This is a genomic window from Pseudomonas sp. 1L-B-1-E-C1 (assembly GCF_057291835.1).
The window spans coordinates 1-14,621 of record NZ_JBXAWN010000016.1 but is presented as its reverse complement, the minus strand read 5'-3'; the positions used below and the strand labels follow the sequence as shown (position 1 = coordinate 14,621).

General features: G+C 55.5%; 13 protein-coding genes. 4 read left to right on the top strand and 9 right to left on the bottom strand.

The annotated features are described in order from the left end of the window. Positions 1-30 precede the first annotated feature (30 nt). From AC0Z4S_RS24290 to AC0Z4S_RS24280, 3 genes are all read left to right on the top strand, one after another. Entirely contained in the window at positions 31-1,512 is a 1,482-nt protein-coding gene (locus AC0Z4S_RS24290; RefSeq protein WP_485624868.1) for an MBOAT family O-acyltransferase, read from the top strand. Between the two features lie 10 nt (positions 1,513-1,522). Then, positions 1,523-2,635, top strand: coding sequence for an alginate O-acetyltransferase AlgX-related protein (locus AC0Z4S_RS24285; protein ID WP_485624867.1), 1,113 nt, complete (start codon positions 1,523-1,525; stop codon positions 2,633-2,635). Positions 2,636-2,784: 149 nt separating this feature from the next. Next, entirely contained in the window at positions 2,785-3,486 is a 702-nt protein-coding gene (locus AC0Z4S_RS24280) for a hypothetical protein (protein ID WP_485624866.1), read from the top strand. A gap of 254 nt (positions 3,487-3,740) precedes the next feature. Here AC0Z4S_RS24280 and AC0Z4S_RS24275 read toward each other — a convergent pair whose 3' ends face one another. The 9 genes from AC0Z4S_RS24275 to hmpA form a co-directional block, all read right to left on the bottom strand. Continuing rightward, a complete protein-coding gene (locus AC0Z4S_RS24275; protein WP_485624865.1) occupies positions 3,741-4,232 on the bottom strand; it encodes a RidA family protein in 492 nt (163 codons plus the stop codon). 196 nt (positions 4,233-4,428) lie between these two features. Continuing rightward, entirely contained in the window at positions 4,429-4,728 is a 300-nt protein-coding gene (locus tag AC0Z4S_RS24270) for a hypothetical protein (RefSeq protein ID WP_485624864.1), read from the bottom strand. A gap of 225 nt (positions 4,729-4,953) precedes the next feature. Then, positions 4,954-5,841, bottom strand: coding sequence for a heme o synthase (gene cyoE / locus AC0Z4S_RS24265; protein ID WP_016773305.1), 888 nt, complete (start codon positions 5,839-5,841; stop codon positions 4,954-4,956). 10 nt (positions 5,842-5,851) lie between these two features. Beyond that, positions 5,852-6,187: a cytochrome o ubiquinol oxidase subunit IV gene (gene cyoD / locus AC0Z4S_RS24260; RefSeq protein ID WP_011335842.1), complete on the bottom strand. Its 336-nt coding sequence runs from the start codon at positions 6,185-6,187 to the stop codon at positions 5,852-5,854. Beyond that, on the bottom strand, positions 6,187-6,810 hold the full coding sequence (gene cyoC / locus AC0Z4S_RS24255) for a cytochrome o ubiquinol oxidase subunit III (RefSeq protein ID WP_016773303.1): 624 nt from the start codon (positions 6,808-6,810) through the stop codon (positions 6,187-6,189). The genes cyoD and cyoC overlap by 1 nt, the downstream gene beginning before the upstream one ends. Positions 6,811-6,813: 3 nt before the next feature. Next, on the bottom strand, positions 6,814-8,844 hold the full coding sequence (gene cyoB / locus AC0Z4S_RS24250; protein WP_253495750.1) for a cytochrome o ubiquinol oxidase subunit I: 2,031 nt from the start codon (positions 8,842-8,844) through the stop codon (positions 6,814-6,816). A gap of 3 nt (positions 8,845-8,847) precedes the next feature. After that, a complete protein-coding gene (gene cyoA / locus AC0Z4S_RS24245) occupies positions 8,848-9,789 on the bottom strand; it encodes a ubiquinol oxidase subunit II (protein ID WP_024014231.1) in 942 nt (313 codons plus the stop codon). An 827-nt stretch (positions 9,790-10,616) separates the two neighbouring features. After that, complete coding sequence (locus tag AC0Z4S_RS24240; RefSeq protein WP_253495752.1) at positions 10,617-11,126, bottom strand: disulfide bond formation protein B; 510 nt, start codon at positions 11,124-11,126, stop codon at positions 10,617-10,619. Between the two features lie 222 nt (positions 11,127-11,348). Beyond that, positions 11,349-12,530 carry an NO-inducible flavohemoprotein gene (gene hmpA / locus AC0Z4S_RS24235; protein WP_485624863.1) on the bottom strand — a complete coding sequence of 394 codons (1,182 nt, stop codon included), beginning with the start codon at positions 12,528-12,530 and terminating at the stop codon, positions 11,349-11,351. Positions 12,531-12,693: 163 nt separating this feature from the next. Here hmpA and norR point away from each other — a divergent pair, with 163 nt between their 5' ends. Further along, the gene (gene norR, locus AC0Z4S_RS24230) at positions 12,694-14,256 is read left to right on the top strand and encodes a nitric oxide reductase transcriptional regulator NorR (protein ID WP_485624862.1); all 1,563 of its coding nucleotides are present in this window, start codon (positions 12,694-12,696) and stop codon (positions 14,254-14,256) included. Positions 14,257-14,621: the final 365 nt, after the last annotated feature.

The following is a 14,621-nucleotide window of genomic DNA, read 5'->3' as shown; positions in this document are numbered from 1 at the left end:
TATGGACGTCGTAATACGACAGGGCGATTCATGACCTTCAGCTCTCCAAAATTCATATTTATCTTTCTGCCAATCGTGTTTCTTGTGTACTTTCTCCTAAATCGCCAAAAAATGGTTTGCGCAGGAAAATACTGGTTGGTGATTGCGAGCCTTATCTTTTATGGACAATGGAGCGTGTACTATATCCCTCTATTACTATTCTCAATCTGCTTCAACTTTGGGCTTGGCAGAACACTGGCTTCGAACAACCCGAACCCCATCCAAGAGTCATACAAAAACATACTACTCGGCATAGGAGTCGCAACCAACGTTATACTTCTTGGATATTACAAATATTCAAATTTTTTCATTGATAACCTCAACTCAACCTTCAGCACCGATATTTTTCTACAGCAAATTTTGCTACCACTGGGAATCAGCTTTTATACTTTCACGCAAATCGCTTTTTTGGTGGACTGTCGCAAAAAACTTGCTAGAGAGTACAGCTTCATTAACTATGCACTGTTCGTTACTTTCTTTCCTCATTTGATCGCAGGCCCCATACTTCATCATAAAGAGATGATGTCCCAGTTCCAGTCGAAACGTAACCTGGCCATTCATCATGGAAATGTACTGACGGGTCTATTCATATTCGGTATCGGTCTTTTCAAAAAAGTTGTAATTGCCGACACACTGGCTGTCTGGGCCGATGCAGGATTCGCCAGCGGTGTCAGCCACGACTTCTTCAGCGCATGGACAACCAGCCTTTCTTACACATTCCAGCTCTACTTTGACTTCAGCGGCTATTGCGACATGGCAATTGGCGCTGCGCTGCTATTCAACATCTGGCTTCCGGCCAACTTTAATTCTCCTTACAAGTCTCTGGATATTCAGGATTTCTGGCGGCGTTGGCATATGACTCTGAGCCGTTATTTGCGCGACTACCTATACGTCCCATTGGGAGGCAATCGATGTGGACGACAGCGCTTGTACCTCAACTTGATGGTGACCTTTATACTCGGCGGCCTTTGGCACGGTGCAAGCTGGATGTTTATCATCTGGGGGGCTTTGCATGGCGGAGCGATTGTTGCTCATCGTGTATGGAAGCAATGGGGCTTATCAATGCCCAACTGGGCCGGCTGGCTTTGCACATTCACTTTCGTGAACATTACATGGGTATTTTTCAGAGCCACTTCCGTGGATGATGCTGTTCGCATACTACGCGGCATGATTGACTTTAACTCTATTCAAGACCTCTCCACGGATATCATCCCGACCGCCAAACTGGCATGGGGCGGAACGCTTTCTGATCAACTGCTGGAAGCACTGCCAGCAGGAATGGTTGCCCATGTGCTACCAATATTAATGATTGCAGCCTGCCTGGTAATCATCCGTCAAAAAAACTCATTTGAGTTGATCGCCCCGAAAGAATTCGGAATTACGAAGATCACGGGGATATCAATCATTACGTGTCTTGCCTTGTACGCCAGCATTCAAAGCAGAAGCGCTGTTTTTCTGTATTTCAACTTTTGAAAGAATTTTTATGAAGAAAAAACTGTATGCGGCTTTCATCATCTCAGTTCTGTTAATGAGCATCGCTCCTGCTTTCAATCTGCATGACGCATTGATGACTCAGGAAACTGTTAAATGGTGGAAGCGCAAAGTCCTGTACAACATGGACTTCTTCTATGCGGCGCTTAGTCGCTTGACTTATCCCTACGGCGTGTCGATTGATCCCTCCCAAGCGATTATCGGCAAGGAGGGCTGGTTGTTTCTGGGTGACGGTTTCTCCAATTCGATTTCCTCTAAACGCATGGGCGATAAAGCAGAAGATTCCCTAACGCGCGTGACAGTTGCAGACTCCGCAAAGGCCTGGGACCAATGGCTTACTGAAAATAAGGTGGCAGCATTTCGCATTGTGATAGGCCCGGACAAGGACTCAGTCTATTCAGAGTACCTGCCGAACTGGTCGGCGCACGCCAGTGCACGGCCTACTGATGCGTTGATCCGCGAGGTCAGCGCTAACATCCATATCGATCCTACCGAAGCGCTGATCCGGGCCAAGACCGAGTATTCAGAGCTGCTGTACTACAAGACCGACACCCACTGGAACAATCTGGGCGCATTGATCGCTTTTGATGAATTACGCAAGAACTTGACGGACAGTGGTGTCCAGTTGAGTTGGCCGCGAACCCAGGAAAGCCTGATAACCGAAAGCCATCAACGAAACGGCGGTGATCTGGCGAAATTTCTGTGGATTCAAGACGAACTCACCGACCATGAAGTCGTGCTGAATTTGGGTTCATTGTACGAATTACCGGTTGAGCACCACGACTTCGATAAAGGGCAACTCGTATTCTCAGGCAGGAATATTGGCATTGCTTCGCCAAAAACCCCTCTGCTAGTGAAATCCGAACGCGCTCTGAATAAAAAGAAAGTGCTTTGGATACGCGACTCGTTTGGCGTGGCGGTCGCTCCGTTAATGGCGGCTACGTTCAGCGAGACGCTGCAAATCCACTATCTGTCTCTGAAAGCTCAAGCATTCGCGGAGCTCGTTGAACGCTATCAGCCAGACTTCGTATTTGTCACTGGCGTTGAACGTGACATCCGCAGCGACTTCTTCCAGTCCATGCCGCCATCCCCCACTGGCGGATAGCAAATCGGTGCCCATGGGGATCGAAAATAGTTGAGATCACCGACACGTTGCTCCGTGACAACGCCGCCCCGCTCCCCTAAATTAGTCGGCCTGAAAAAGACCTCGTGCTTTCTCGTCTCAACTCAAGTTAAAAAAGTAGTGAAATTTCAATGTCCGATTTCAACACCGCTGAATCCGTAGTCACCCAGTCGTCCAAAGCGGAATACGAAAACTCCATCAATCTTTCACAACACCTGCCACAAGCCAAAATCATCAGCGAGATGGTTCTGGATGCGTTCCAGTCGACCCGCGAAAGCGACCAGATCCGCGAGTTGCGTGCGGCGATCCGTCAGGCGCATGACAGCTTTGATGACGACAAGGCGTACGAGCTGATGGGCGAACTCAAGCGCCTGAAAGACGCCGAGGCAGCCGATAATGCCGCGCTGGAAGACCTGAGCAGCAAGTTCTCGATCGGGCGCATTCTGTCCAGCTTCAAGGACGATCCGGCATTCCAGGAAATCGTTTATGGCCTGGCGCTGAAGGTGTTGAATCAGACCCATCAGGCGATCAGCAATCCGAGCGGTGGCAAGAGCAAGGCTGCCAAGAAGAAGGAAGTGGAAATCTTCACTATCAGCAAGGACGGCGCCAGCGTAACCCTGCCCATGCGCACGCCGCGTTCGCGACTGAGCATTGATCGTGAGGCGCTGGAGTTTCTCGGTTTTACTTTCGTGGGTGAAGGCGATGAAGCCGAGCTCGACGGCGAAACCTTCGTCGACAATGCCGGCACCGAACACGCGGTCAACCGCAAGAACATCATCACCGCTCTGCAAACGCAGACGGCGTTCGATGGCTACAGCATCGCCGCGCAGTAATAGCGCAGCCGCTGTACGAAAAAGCCCCGCACTGAGATTCAGGCGGGGCTTTTTGTTGTCCGGCTTGTGATCCGTGAGGAGGCGAAAATCCTCGCCCCTCACCCCAGCCCTCTCCCGAGGGAGCCGACTTGTGTGTTTTTTCAAACCTGAGTTCGGCTCGATACTTCAGGTCGGCGTACATCTTGAGAGGCCATCGGTCAGTCCCCTCTCCCTCTGGGAGAGGGTTAGGGTGAGGGCAAGCCGTGAACTCACCCTCAAGCCGAAGGATGCAACGCTACAATCATGTCCACCTCAATCGCTGCATTCTTCGGCAACTGATACACCCCCACCGTAGTGCGCGTATGCCGGCCGGCATCGCCGAGCACATGACTGAACACGTCCGAGGCACCGTTGGCCACTTCGCTCAGGTCAACGAAGTCCGGCGTCGACTTCACATACACCGTCACCCGCAGCAACGCCTTGATCTTGTCCAGCGAACCCACCGCATCGACGATCAGCGCCAGGCAGCGCATCGCACTGATGCTCGCGGCGGATTGCGCATCCTTGAGGGTCAGCTCCAACCCCACACGACCCGGGTACTGAATCTTGCCGTTAGTGCGCGGCACCATACCGCTGATGTACAGCTCATCATGATGTCGGATCAGCGGCGCATAATTGCCGCCGGCGGTGTTCTCACCATAAATGTCGTAGTTCAGCTCATGGGCCAGGGCAATAAAACGCTCGTCGCAGGTCATCCTCTCAGTCATTTCGCCCAGCCTTATGATCAGTTCATGAAGAAGTGCAGGTTAAGACAGGTGAGCACCAGCGAATGGCATGGCGCTGTCACGGTCATGGTTGGATCCAAATCTAGGGGATTTATACCGGGCGAGCAACGCCAGAGACTAAAAAGCCCTGTGATCTTCCGAAACACAGGGCTTTCGTGTTAATCGATCATGTCAAAAGCTATTGATGGTTCAGATTGGAGAGTGAATAAGGGTTGTTATTCACGTACGGTGCAGCTGTAACGGTCCCATTTTCATTCAGCCTACTATTCACTATTGTCTGTCCTCCCTTAACGAGTACCCCGCTCATCTGCGAATAACTCAGGGTGAACTCCTTATTGTCGGTGGTCCAATAGATTGTTACCCCATCAGTTGTAGACCCTTTAAATAGTCCTTGCCGCCGCGCGCCTCCATCTTTTTCAATCAGCGCTATTTCTTCGTCAATTTTTACGTTTGAAAATGAACTCTGCGTATAAGCCATGATTGTTGCTCCTTAAGAAAACAAGGACATAGCTTCTTTCAAGTCGCCCTATTATGCACCTGTAAAACATGACAGTTTTTTAGGCGAATTCGCTTCTAAACTTTTTTGTTTATGCTCTTTTAGTTTATTGCTTTTGCCTTCCCCAGAATCAACTCGCTTTCCATCATCACAAAAAAACCCCGCACATCTCTCAATGTGCGGGGTTTTTCTTCAAGCCTTTTAGCCTTACGGCGCGTACGTCAGCAGCAGCTCTGTCGGCACCTTGAAGTCCAGGGACATCATGACGCTCAACGCCGTGATGGTGAAGATCGAGAACACGAACAGCTTGCGTGCCCAGACGGTGTCATCGACTGCCTTGTAGCCGGTCCAGGCCATGTACAGCCAGTACATGCCCATGGCGGCGGCGACGGCGAGATAGCTCATGCCGGCGTAGCCGCTGAAGGTCAGCATCAAGGTCGCCACGAGGAACGCCAGGATGTAGAGCAGTATGTGCTTCTTCGCCACTTGAATGCCGCGTTTCACTGGCAGCACCGGAATCGATGCGGCCAGGTAATCATTGAAACGGAAAATCGCGATGGCGTAGGAATGCGGCATCTGCCACAGGCTGAACATCACCAGCAAGGTCAGTGCGGCCATGTCGAAGCTGTTGGTCACGGCAACGTAACCGATCACTGGCGGCATGGCGCCCGACAGGCTGCCCACCAGCGTGCCGTGGACCGACTTGCGCTTGAGGTACAGGCTGTAGAAGCCGACGTAGATGATGAAGCCGATTACCGCGAACAGGGCCGCCAACGGATTGGCCACCTTGTACAACAAGGCAACGCCGAGAACACCCAGAATGGTCGCGTAAACCAGGGCCAGTTTCAGGGAGATGAGGCCCTGGACCAGCACACGGTTCTTGGTGCGTTCCATCTTCAGGTCGATGTCGCGGTCGATGCAGTTGTTGAACACGCAACCGGAGGCCACGACCAGGGAAGTACCGATCATGGCGGCCAGAAACACCGCCAGATCGACATGCCCTTTCGAGGCCAGGAAGAACCCGCCTGCCACAGAAAGCACGTTACCGAAAATGATCCCCGGTTTGGTGATTTGGATAAAGTGCTTGAGCGACATCGGGTCTACCTCACTTCGCCATCATGTACGTGTGGATGCTGAACATGATCCACAGCGACAGGCCAACCAGCAGCACGATCACAATCGCAGTAAAGACGAACGCAATCACGTTGTTACGCTGTGCAATGGAACGGTCCAGGTGCAGGAAGTAATACAGGTGAACGATCACCTGGATCACTGCGAACAGCAGCACGATTGCCAGCGTCGTCGACTTCGGCAGGGTCGGGTACATCACCAGACCGAACGGAATGACGGTCAGGATTACCGACAGGATGAAGCCGATGGCGTACGACTTGACGCTGCCGTGGCCAGCATCGTGGCTGTCATGGGAGTGTGCGTTAGCCATTACAGAGTCCCCATCAGGTAAACAACGGTGAAGACGCAGATCCAGACTACGTCCAGGAAGTGCCAGAACAGGCTCAGGCAGCTCAGACGGGTCTTGTTGGTCGACGTCAGGCCATGCTTGTTGACCTGATACATCATGATGCCCATCCAGATCAGACCGGCCGAAACGTGCAGACCGTGGGTACCGACCAGGGTGAAGAACGCCGACAGGAAGCCCGAACGGCTAGGACCGAAGCCCTCGGAGATCAGCAGGTGGAACTCGTTGATCTCCATGGCGATGAAGCCCGCGCCGAGCAGGAAGGTCATGAACAACCAGCCCAGGACCGCCTGCTTCTTGCCCTTGTACAACGCCAGCATGGCGAAGCCGTAGGTAATCGAACTGAACAGCAGCAGAGCGGTTTCGCCCAGCACGTATGGCAGTTCGAAGATGTCGTGGCCCGACGGGCCACCGGCAACGTTGTTTACCAGTACTGCGTACACCGCGAAGATCGACGCAAACAGAATGCAGTCGGTCATCAGGTAGAGCCAGAAACCGTATACGGTCATCTCGCCCGAGTCGTGGTGATGGTCATCGTGCCCATGGTCACCATGGGCGTGTCCAACATTGGTCACTAAGTTCGACATGGTTTAAGCCTGTTCCAACGAGGTTTCAACACGGGTGGCACCGGCCGGGATTTTCCCTGCCGCGACCAGACGCTTGTGCTGCTCGGCTTCGATACGCTCGATCGTTTCAACCGGAACCATATAGCCCTGGTCGTCACGTGCAGCGTGGATCACGAAGTAAACGACGGTGCCCACCAGGCTCGCGATCGCCAGCCACCAGATGTGCCAGATCATCGCGAAACCGAAGACGGTCAACAGCGCGCCCATCACCACGCCAGTAGCGGTGTTGTTCGGCATGTGGATCGGCTCGTACTTGGCCGGACGCTGGTACGCAGTACCGTTTTCCTTGGCTTCAGTGAACGGGTCGATGCAGTCAGCCTTAGGCAGCACAGCGAAGTTGTAGAACGGTGGTGGCGACGAGGTCGACCATTCCAGGGTGTGTGCATTCCACGGGTCACCGTGATCGCAAACGTTCTCTGGCTTGTTGCGGTCACGCACACTGACGTACAGCTGGATCAGTTGGCAGGCGATACCGGCAGCAATCATCACCGCACCGAACATGGCAACGTACAGGTACGGTACCCACTCAGGGTTGGTGGTGGCGTTCAGACGACGGGTCATGCCCATGAAGCCCAGTGCATAGAGCGGCATGAACGCGACGAAGAAGCCCGAGATCCAGAACCAGAACGCTGCTTTACCCCAGCCTTCGTGCAGCTTGAAGCCGAACGCTTTCGGGAAGTAGAACGCGAAGCCAGCGATGTAACCGAATACCGCACCGCCGATGATCACGTTGTGGAAGTGCGCGATCACGAACAGGCTGTTGTGCAGCACGAAGTCAGCACCCGGGATGGCCAGCAGTACGCCGGTCATGCCGCCGATGGCGAAGGTCACCATGAAGCCCAGAGTCCACATTACCTGGCTGGTGAAGCGCAGACGGCCCTGGTAGATGGTGAACAGCCAGTTGAACAGCTTCACACCCGTCGGGATGGAAATCAGCATCGTCGCCAGACCGAAGAAGGCGTTGACGCTCGCACCCGAACCCATGGTGAAGAAGTGGTGCAGCCAGACCATGAAGCCCAGTACCGAGATCGCGCCCGAGGCGTAGATCATCGAGTGGTGGCCGAACAGTTTCTTGCCGGTGAAGGCCGAGATCACTTCCGAGAAGATGCCGAAGGCCGGCAGGATCAGGATGTAAACCTCAGGGTGGCCCCACGCCCAGAACAGGTTGACGTACATCATCGGATTGCCACCAAGTTCATTGGTGAAAATGTGGAAATCCATGTAACGGTCAAGGGTCAGCAGTGCCAGGGTCGCGGTCAGGATCGGGAACGAAGCCACGATCAGAACGTTTGCCCAGGTGCAGGTCCAGGTGAAGATCGGCATGTCCATCAGTTTCATGCCAGGGGTACGCATTTTCAGTACGGTCGCGAGGAAGTTGACCCCGGTTAACGTCGTACCCAATCCGGATAGCTGTAGCGCCCAGATGTAGTAATCCATACCCACGCCAGGACTGTATTGCAGACCCGACAGCGGCGGATATGCAACCCAACCGGTCTTGGCGAATTCACCGATACCCAGCGACAGGTTGATCAGCACAACGCCGGACACCAGCAGCCAGAAGCTCAGGGAGTTCAGGAACGGGAACGCAACGTCACGCGCGCCGATCTGCAGCGGCACTGCAAGGTTCATCAGGCCGGTGAAGAATGGCATCGCCATGAAGATGATCATGATCACACCGTGAGCGGTGAAGATCTGGTCATAGTGTTCAGGTGGCAGGTAGCCAGGCGAACCCTCGGTGGCCATGGCCAGCTGGGTACGCATCATGATCGCGTCGGCAAAGCCGCGCAGCAGCATGACCATGGCGACGATGATGTACATCACGCCGATTTTCTTGTGGTCGACCGAAGTCAGCCACTCGGTCCACAGGTACGTCCACTTCTTGAAGTAAGTGATCGCAGCGAACAGTGCCAGACCACCGAGGGCGATCATGGCGATGGTCACCATCACGATCGGCTCGTGGAATGGGACTGCTTCCCAACTTAATTTACCAAACATCGTTTACTCCTCTGCCCCGGCAGCTGAATGCGAACCCGCGTCAATATCCGTGGCCGCCACTTCTTTCTCTTTCTTCTCGTGCTTCAGCGGCTTGCCCGGCTTCATACCTTCGTACTTGTCGACGATGATCTGGAACTGGTTCGGCGTGACCGACGAGTAGAGCTCGACTGGGTTGTTCTGGCTCGGTTTGGCCAGGGCTGCGTATTCAGCCTGATCAAGCTGTTTAGGCGACTTCTTGACTTCACTGACCCAGGCGTCGAAATCTTCCTGAGTGGTGGAGATAGCCTTGAATTTCATTCCGGTGAAACCGGCGCCGCTGTAGTTGGCGGAGATACCGTCCATTTCAGCGTTGCGGTCGGCGATCAGGTGCAGCTTGGTCTGCATGCCCGCCATCGCGTAGATCTGGCCGCCCAGGCCCGGGATGAAGAACGAGTTCATCACGGCGTCGGAGGTGATCTTGAAGTTGATTGGCGTGTGCGCCGGGAACACGATCTTGTTGACCGTGGCAATGCCTTGTTCCGGGTAGATGAACAGCCACTTCCAGTCCAGCGCGACGACTTCGATGGTCACCGGCTTGACGTCAGACTCGATCGGACGATACGGGTCCAGCTCGTGAGTCGAGATGTAAGTGATGTAACCCAGGGCGATGATGATCAGCACCGGGATGGTCCATACGGCCACTTCGATCTTGGTCGAGTGCGACCACTTCGGCGTGTAGACGGCGTTCTTGTTCGAAGCGCGATACTTCCAGGCAAACAGGAAGGTCATGACGATGACCGGCACGACGACCAACAGCATCAGCAGCGTGGCGGTGATGATCAGGTTGCGCTGTTCCAGGCCGACCTGGCCCGTTGGATTGAGCAAGGTCATGTTGCAGCCTCCCAGCAACAACGTGCCGAGCAGCGGCACTAGGCCTAGTAATCTGGGGTACCTGTTTTTACTCATCTCACGACCTCTAAAGCAGCTTGCGCAATGCAGTTGGGTTTTGATCGCCAACACTTCACCCTGCCAAGGGTTGGCATTTTCTTTGGATTGAATAAGGGCCGCCCGTCGCGCGTCTCACGCTCGACAAAACCTTGGGACAGCGTTCAGTTCTTATTCGAATTCGTGGTCAAAGGCCTTGTTACAGACCAATTCCATTTGGTGCGGAAAATTGGAAAGGCACCGACACCTGGGTGTCTTGAAAGCTTCGCGGCTCGCTCGACACCCGACCTCCTGATCAGTTCCTTGATAAAGGCTGAACAGCGCCGGGAATTCAGTGCGGGCGATTGTAGATAGGTAGCGCCCTATACACCATGTCTTATCCCGAAATAATTTTTATCACTCAGAGCAACAATCCATCGCCATTTTTGCAAAAGTTGCGGGCGTTGTTGAAATCACTTCTCAACAAACCCGGCGAAATGTGCAGATCAAACCGCCTCAAATCAGACAGCTCTGCGAGCCGCCTGCGAGCGTCGGACTGGCGCAAAGCCCGATATTCCAAGGCCTTCGCCCACATGCCGGCGCCTGTTAAAACTGCCTGATCCGGCACCTTCGGCCCGAAGCCCGAAAACGTCGAAACTGGCCAATGTTTTTATGTAACAGGCGGCCAATCCGCCGCATCCCGAGCCCCTGCGACAGCCCGCGTGTGACAACATGTCGCACACTTGCCGCATGCTTCATTGCCGTTCGTCACGGTGTTTTCACAAACGCTCTGAAATGCAAAACGCCTCGATTCTCAGCAGCGAAAATCGGGGCGTTTTGTTTATCGGCACTCGTGCGGAAAAGTTGACTCAGCGCAGCGCTTTTCGATTCCGCGAGGTCAGCAGCGGCACCAGAATCACCACCAGCACGAACGCCACCAGCGCCCATTGCGCCAGCGACAGACCGAGGATCGGCGGATACGGCGTCGAGCAGAAACCGTCGACCTGGAAGCCCAGCGGGAAAATCTTCGCCAGCGGCAGGTCATCGACAATCGGTTGCAGCACATCGACGCCACAACTCACTGCCGGATAGAACTGCGTATAAACGTGATGCCCGGCCACTGCGGCCCCGGCAAGCGCACAGATCACCACCAGCGTTTCGAACACGGTGATGCTGCGACGGCTGCGCATGCCCGCGCCGATAAAGGCGAACAGTGCGATCAGCAGCAATGCATAACGCTGCAGAATGCACAGCGGGCACGGCGCCTCACCCAAGACGACCTGCATGTACAGCGCACCGCCGATCAACGCCAGACAGATGATCCCCAGCAGCACCAGATAGCGCCGCTCACGTCCCAACCGCATCGTTTCCTCGCTCATTGCCTTTCCCTTGTAAGTCCATGGTCCAGCCGGCCGGCGGCTGAAAGTGTCGCAAGTCTACACCGGGGCAATAAACGATAGAGCGGTTAAGGAACGATTAACCAACATGGCTTTGCGGCGCGCAGAAGATTCGCGAGCAGGCTCGCTCCCACAATGGATCTGCGTCGGACACAAATCCTGTGGGAGCGAGCCTGCTCGCGAACGAGACAACTCGGTTTCAGATCACTCCAGAGCAGAAGCCGGCCCGAAGAACTCGTAGCGGCTCTGTTTCTCCGGCACGCCCAACGCTTTCAGGTGCCGTTTGATCGCACCCATGAACCCCTTCGGTCCGAGAAAGTACGCATCGACATCACGCTGCGCCGGCAGCCACGCGCCGAGCTGCTCTTCACTGAGCATGCCGACCTTGTCCGCCGCCGGGCTCACGCCGTCTTCTTCGGCGTAGCAATAGAAGCGCTTGAGCTGCGGATGACGCGCCGCCAACGCATCGACCCATTCACGGAACGCGTGGACGCTGCCGTTGCGCGCGCAGTGGATAAAGTGCACCGGACGCTCGGTGGCCAGCGCTGCTTCCAGCATTGCCAAAGTCGGAGTGATGCCGACACCGCCGCTGATCAGCACCAGCGGTTTGTCGCTGGCCGCCAGGGTGAACTCACCTGATGGCGGGAACAGTTGAATGCTCGAGCCGACCTGCAGTTGATCATGCAGATAATTCGACGCGCGGCCATTCGGTTCACGCTTGACGCTGATGCGGTACTGACCGTTATTCGCCAGTGCCGACAGCGAATAGTTGCGGCGGATTTCTTCGCCGTCGAGGATCAGTTTCATGCCGATGTACTGACCCGGTTCAGCCGCAAGAATCGGCCCTTTGTCTGCCGGTTCGAAGTAGAACGAGGTGATTTCCGCGCTCTCTTGTACTTTCGCCGCGACGATGAACTCCCGCGCACCGCGCCAGCCGCCGACCGCGTGTTCCTTCTGATCGTAGATCGCGGTTTCCGCACCTATCAGGATGTCGGCCAGTTGCCCGTACGCCGCCCCCCAGGCACTCATCACTTCGGGCGTGGCGATCTCTTCACCGAGCACTTCGGAAATGGCGCGCAGCAGGCAGGTGCCGACGATCGGGTAATGCTCGGGCAGAATCTGCAGGGCCACGTGCTTGTTAATGATCTTCGCCACCAGATCGCCCAACTGGTCGAGCTGATCGATGTGCCGGGCATACATCAACACGCCGTTGGCCAAGGCACGCGGCTGATCGCCACTGGCCTGGTGCGCCTGGTTGAACAACGGGCGTACTTGCGGGTATTCGGAAAGCATCATGCGGTAGAAATGCGTGATCAACGCCTCGCCGCCGCTTTCCAGCAGTGGCACGGTGGATTTGACGATGGCACGATCCTGGACGCTAAGCATAAGGTAACTCCTGCGCTTTCTTGAAAGATTGCCTTAGGGGTATCAGCTTTCGTGCCAACTAATTAATCGTTTTAATTCAACCACTTGAAATCCACTTAGTCATTTAGACACAAATGCACGTATAGTCATCGCGACTACATCTTGTCTCTTTGACTACAACACCATGACCGCCAAATCCCTGCTTACCGCCTTGCTGCCTCTGGTCGCTGACCTGTCCCGCGAATTGCCCGAAGGTGAGCGCTACCGGCGTTTGCTCGAAGCCATGCGCGCCTTGTTGCCCTGCGATGCCGCCGCGTTACTGCGTCTGGACGGTGAGTCCTTGGTGCCGCTGGCGGTGGACGGCTTGAGTACCGACACCCTCGGCCGGCGCTTCAAAGTCAGCGAACACCCACGGTTCGAAATTCTGCTGGCCGGCGCCGGTCCGACGCGCTTCGCCGCCGACAGCGAGCTGCCCGATCCTTATGACGGGCTGGTCGATGGCCTCGACGATCACCTCGAAGTTCACGACTGCCTCGGCTGTCCGTTGTTTGTCGATGAGAAACTCTGGGGCCTGATCACCCTCGATGCGCTCGATCCCGAGCGTTTCGAGCCGATCGAGCTCGACGCCCTGCAAGCTTTCGCCAGCCTCGCATCGGCCACGGTCAACGCTGCCGAGCGCATCGAGCGCCTGGCCACCCGCGCCGAAGATGAACATCAGCGCGCCGAGGTCTACCGCCAGGCCAGCGGCCAGCAGCAACGCGAAATGATCGGCCAGAGCAAAGCGCACAAACGTCTGGTGGAAGAGATCAATCTGGTCGGCGGCAGCGACCTGACTGTTCTTGTCACCGGCGAAACCGGCGTCGGCAAAGAGCTGGTCGCCCAAGCCATCCACGCCGTTTCCGCCCGCGCCGACAAACCGATCATCAGCCTCAACTGCGCCGCCCTGCCCGACACACTGGTGGAAAGCGAACTGTTCGGACATGTGCGCGGCGCCTTCACCGGCGCCACCAGCGACCGCCGCGGCAAGTTCGAACTGGCCAATGGCGGCACGCTGTTTCTCGATGAAGTCGGCGAGCTGTCGCTGACGGTGCAGGCCAAATTGTTGCGCGTATTGCAGAGCGGTCAATTGCAGCGCCTGGGCTCGGACAAGGAGCATCAGGTTGATGTGCGTTTGATTGCGGCGACCAATCGCGATCTGGCCGAAGAAGTGCGCAGCGGTCGCTACCGCGCGGACTTCTATCACCGTTTGAGTGTGTACCCGCTGCGGGTGCCGGCGCTGCGCGAGCGCGGGCGTGATGTGTTGTTGCTCAGCGGCTTCTTTCTGGAACAGAACCGCTCGCGCATGGGCCTCAATAGCCTGCGCTTGAACAGTGATGCTCAGGAAGCGCTGCTCGCTTACGCCTGGCCGGGCAATGTCCGTGAGCTGGAGCATTTGATCGGGCGCAGTGCGCTGAAGGCGCTGGGTAATTGCAAGGTGCGGCCGAAGATTCTGAGCCTGAGTGCAGCGGATCTGGATTTGCCGCGTGATGTTGTGGATAACGTGGTTGCGCCTGTTAACGCAGGCTTGGCCAGTGAGATGCCAATGATCGGCGGGGATTTGCGCAGTGCCACTGATGAGTTTCAGCGGCGCCTGATCAGTGCAGCGCTGGAGCGTCATCAGGATAACTGGGCGAGTGCGGCGCGGGAGCTGGGGGTGGATCGGGCGAACCTTGGGCGGATGGCCAAGCGCTTGGGCATGAAAGGTTGAAAGAATACGTCAAGGAGCCAAAAGCCCCTCACCCCAGCCCTCTCCCAGAGGGAGAGGGAGCCGACCGAGATGTCTTGCGTCATGCATCGACCTGAAAAAATCGAGTCGATTATGGATTCGAAGAGCTTGAATCGACAACGCACTGAACCAGTCAGGTACGGATTCGGTAAATCACGTTCAGGTCGACGGATTTCTTCAAAATCCCCCAATCGGCTCCCTCTCCCTCTGGGAGAGGGAGCCGACCGAGATGTCTTGCGTCATGCATCGACGTGAAAAAATCGAGTCGATTATGGATTCGAAGAGCTTGAATCGACAACGCACTGAACCAGTCAGGTACGGATTCGGTAAATCACGTTCAGGTCGAC

Excerpts from the sequence above, each read along its gene's own strand:
- AC0Z4S_RS24290 (WP_485624868.1), top strand. The coding sequence starts at position 31 with ATGACCTTCAGCTCTCCAAAATTCATATTTATCTTTCTGCCAATCGTG.
- AC0Z4S_RS24285 (WP_485624867.1), top strand. The coding sequence starts at position 1,523 with ATGAAGAAAAAACTGTATGCGGCTTTCATCATCTCAGTTCTGTTAATG.
- AC0Z4S_RS24280 (WP_485624866.1), top strand. The coding sequence starts at position 2,785 with ATGTCCGATTTCAACACCGCTGAATCCGTAGTCACCCAGTCGTCCAAA.
- AC0Z4S_RS24275 (WP_485624865.1), bottom strand. The coding sequence starts at position 4,232 with ATGACTGAGAGGATGACCTGCGACGAGCGTTTTATTGCCCTGGCCCAT.
- AC0Z4S_RS24270 (WP_485624864.1), bottom strand. The coding sequence starts at position 4,728 with ATGGCTTATACGCAGAGTTCATTTTCAAACGTAAAAATTGACGAAGAA.
- cyoE (WP_016773305.1), bottom strand. The coding sequence starts at position 5,841 with ATGTCGCTCAAGCACTTTATCCAAATCACCAAACCGGGGATCATTTTC.
- cyoD (WP_011335842.1), bottom strand. The coding sequence starts at position 6,187 with ATGGCTAACGCACACTCCCATGACAGCCACGATGCTGGCCACGGCAGC.
- cyoC (WP_016773303.1), bottom strand. The coding sequence starts at position 6,810 with ATGTCGAACTTAGTGACCAATGTTGGACACGCCCATGGTGACCATGGG.
- cyoB (WP_253495750.1), bottom strand. The coding sequence starts at position 8,844 with ATGTTTGGTAAATTAAGTTGGGAAGCAGTCCCATTCCACGAGCCGATC.
- cyoA (WP_024014231.1), bottom strand. The coding sequence starts at position 9,789 with ATGAGTAAAAACAGGTACCCCAGATTACTAGGCCTAGTGCCGCTGCTC.
- AC0Z4S_RS24240 (WP_253495752.1), bottom strand. The coding sequence starts at position 11,126 with ATGAGCGAGGAAACGATGCGGTTGGGACGTGAGCGGCGCTATCTGGTG.
- hmpA (WP_485624863.1), bottom strand. The coding sequence starts at position 12,530 with ATGCTTAGCGTCCAGGATCGTGCCATCGTCAAATCCACCGTGCCACTG.
- norR (WP_485624862.1), top strand. The coding sequence starts at position 12,694 with ATGACCGCCAAATCCCTGCTTACCGCCTTGCTGCCTCTGGTCGCTGAC.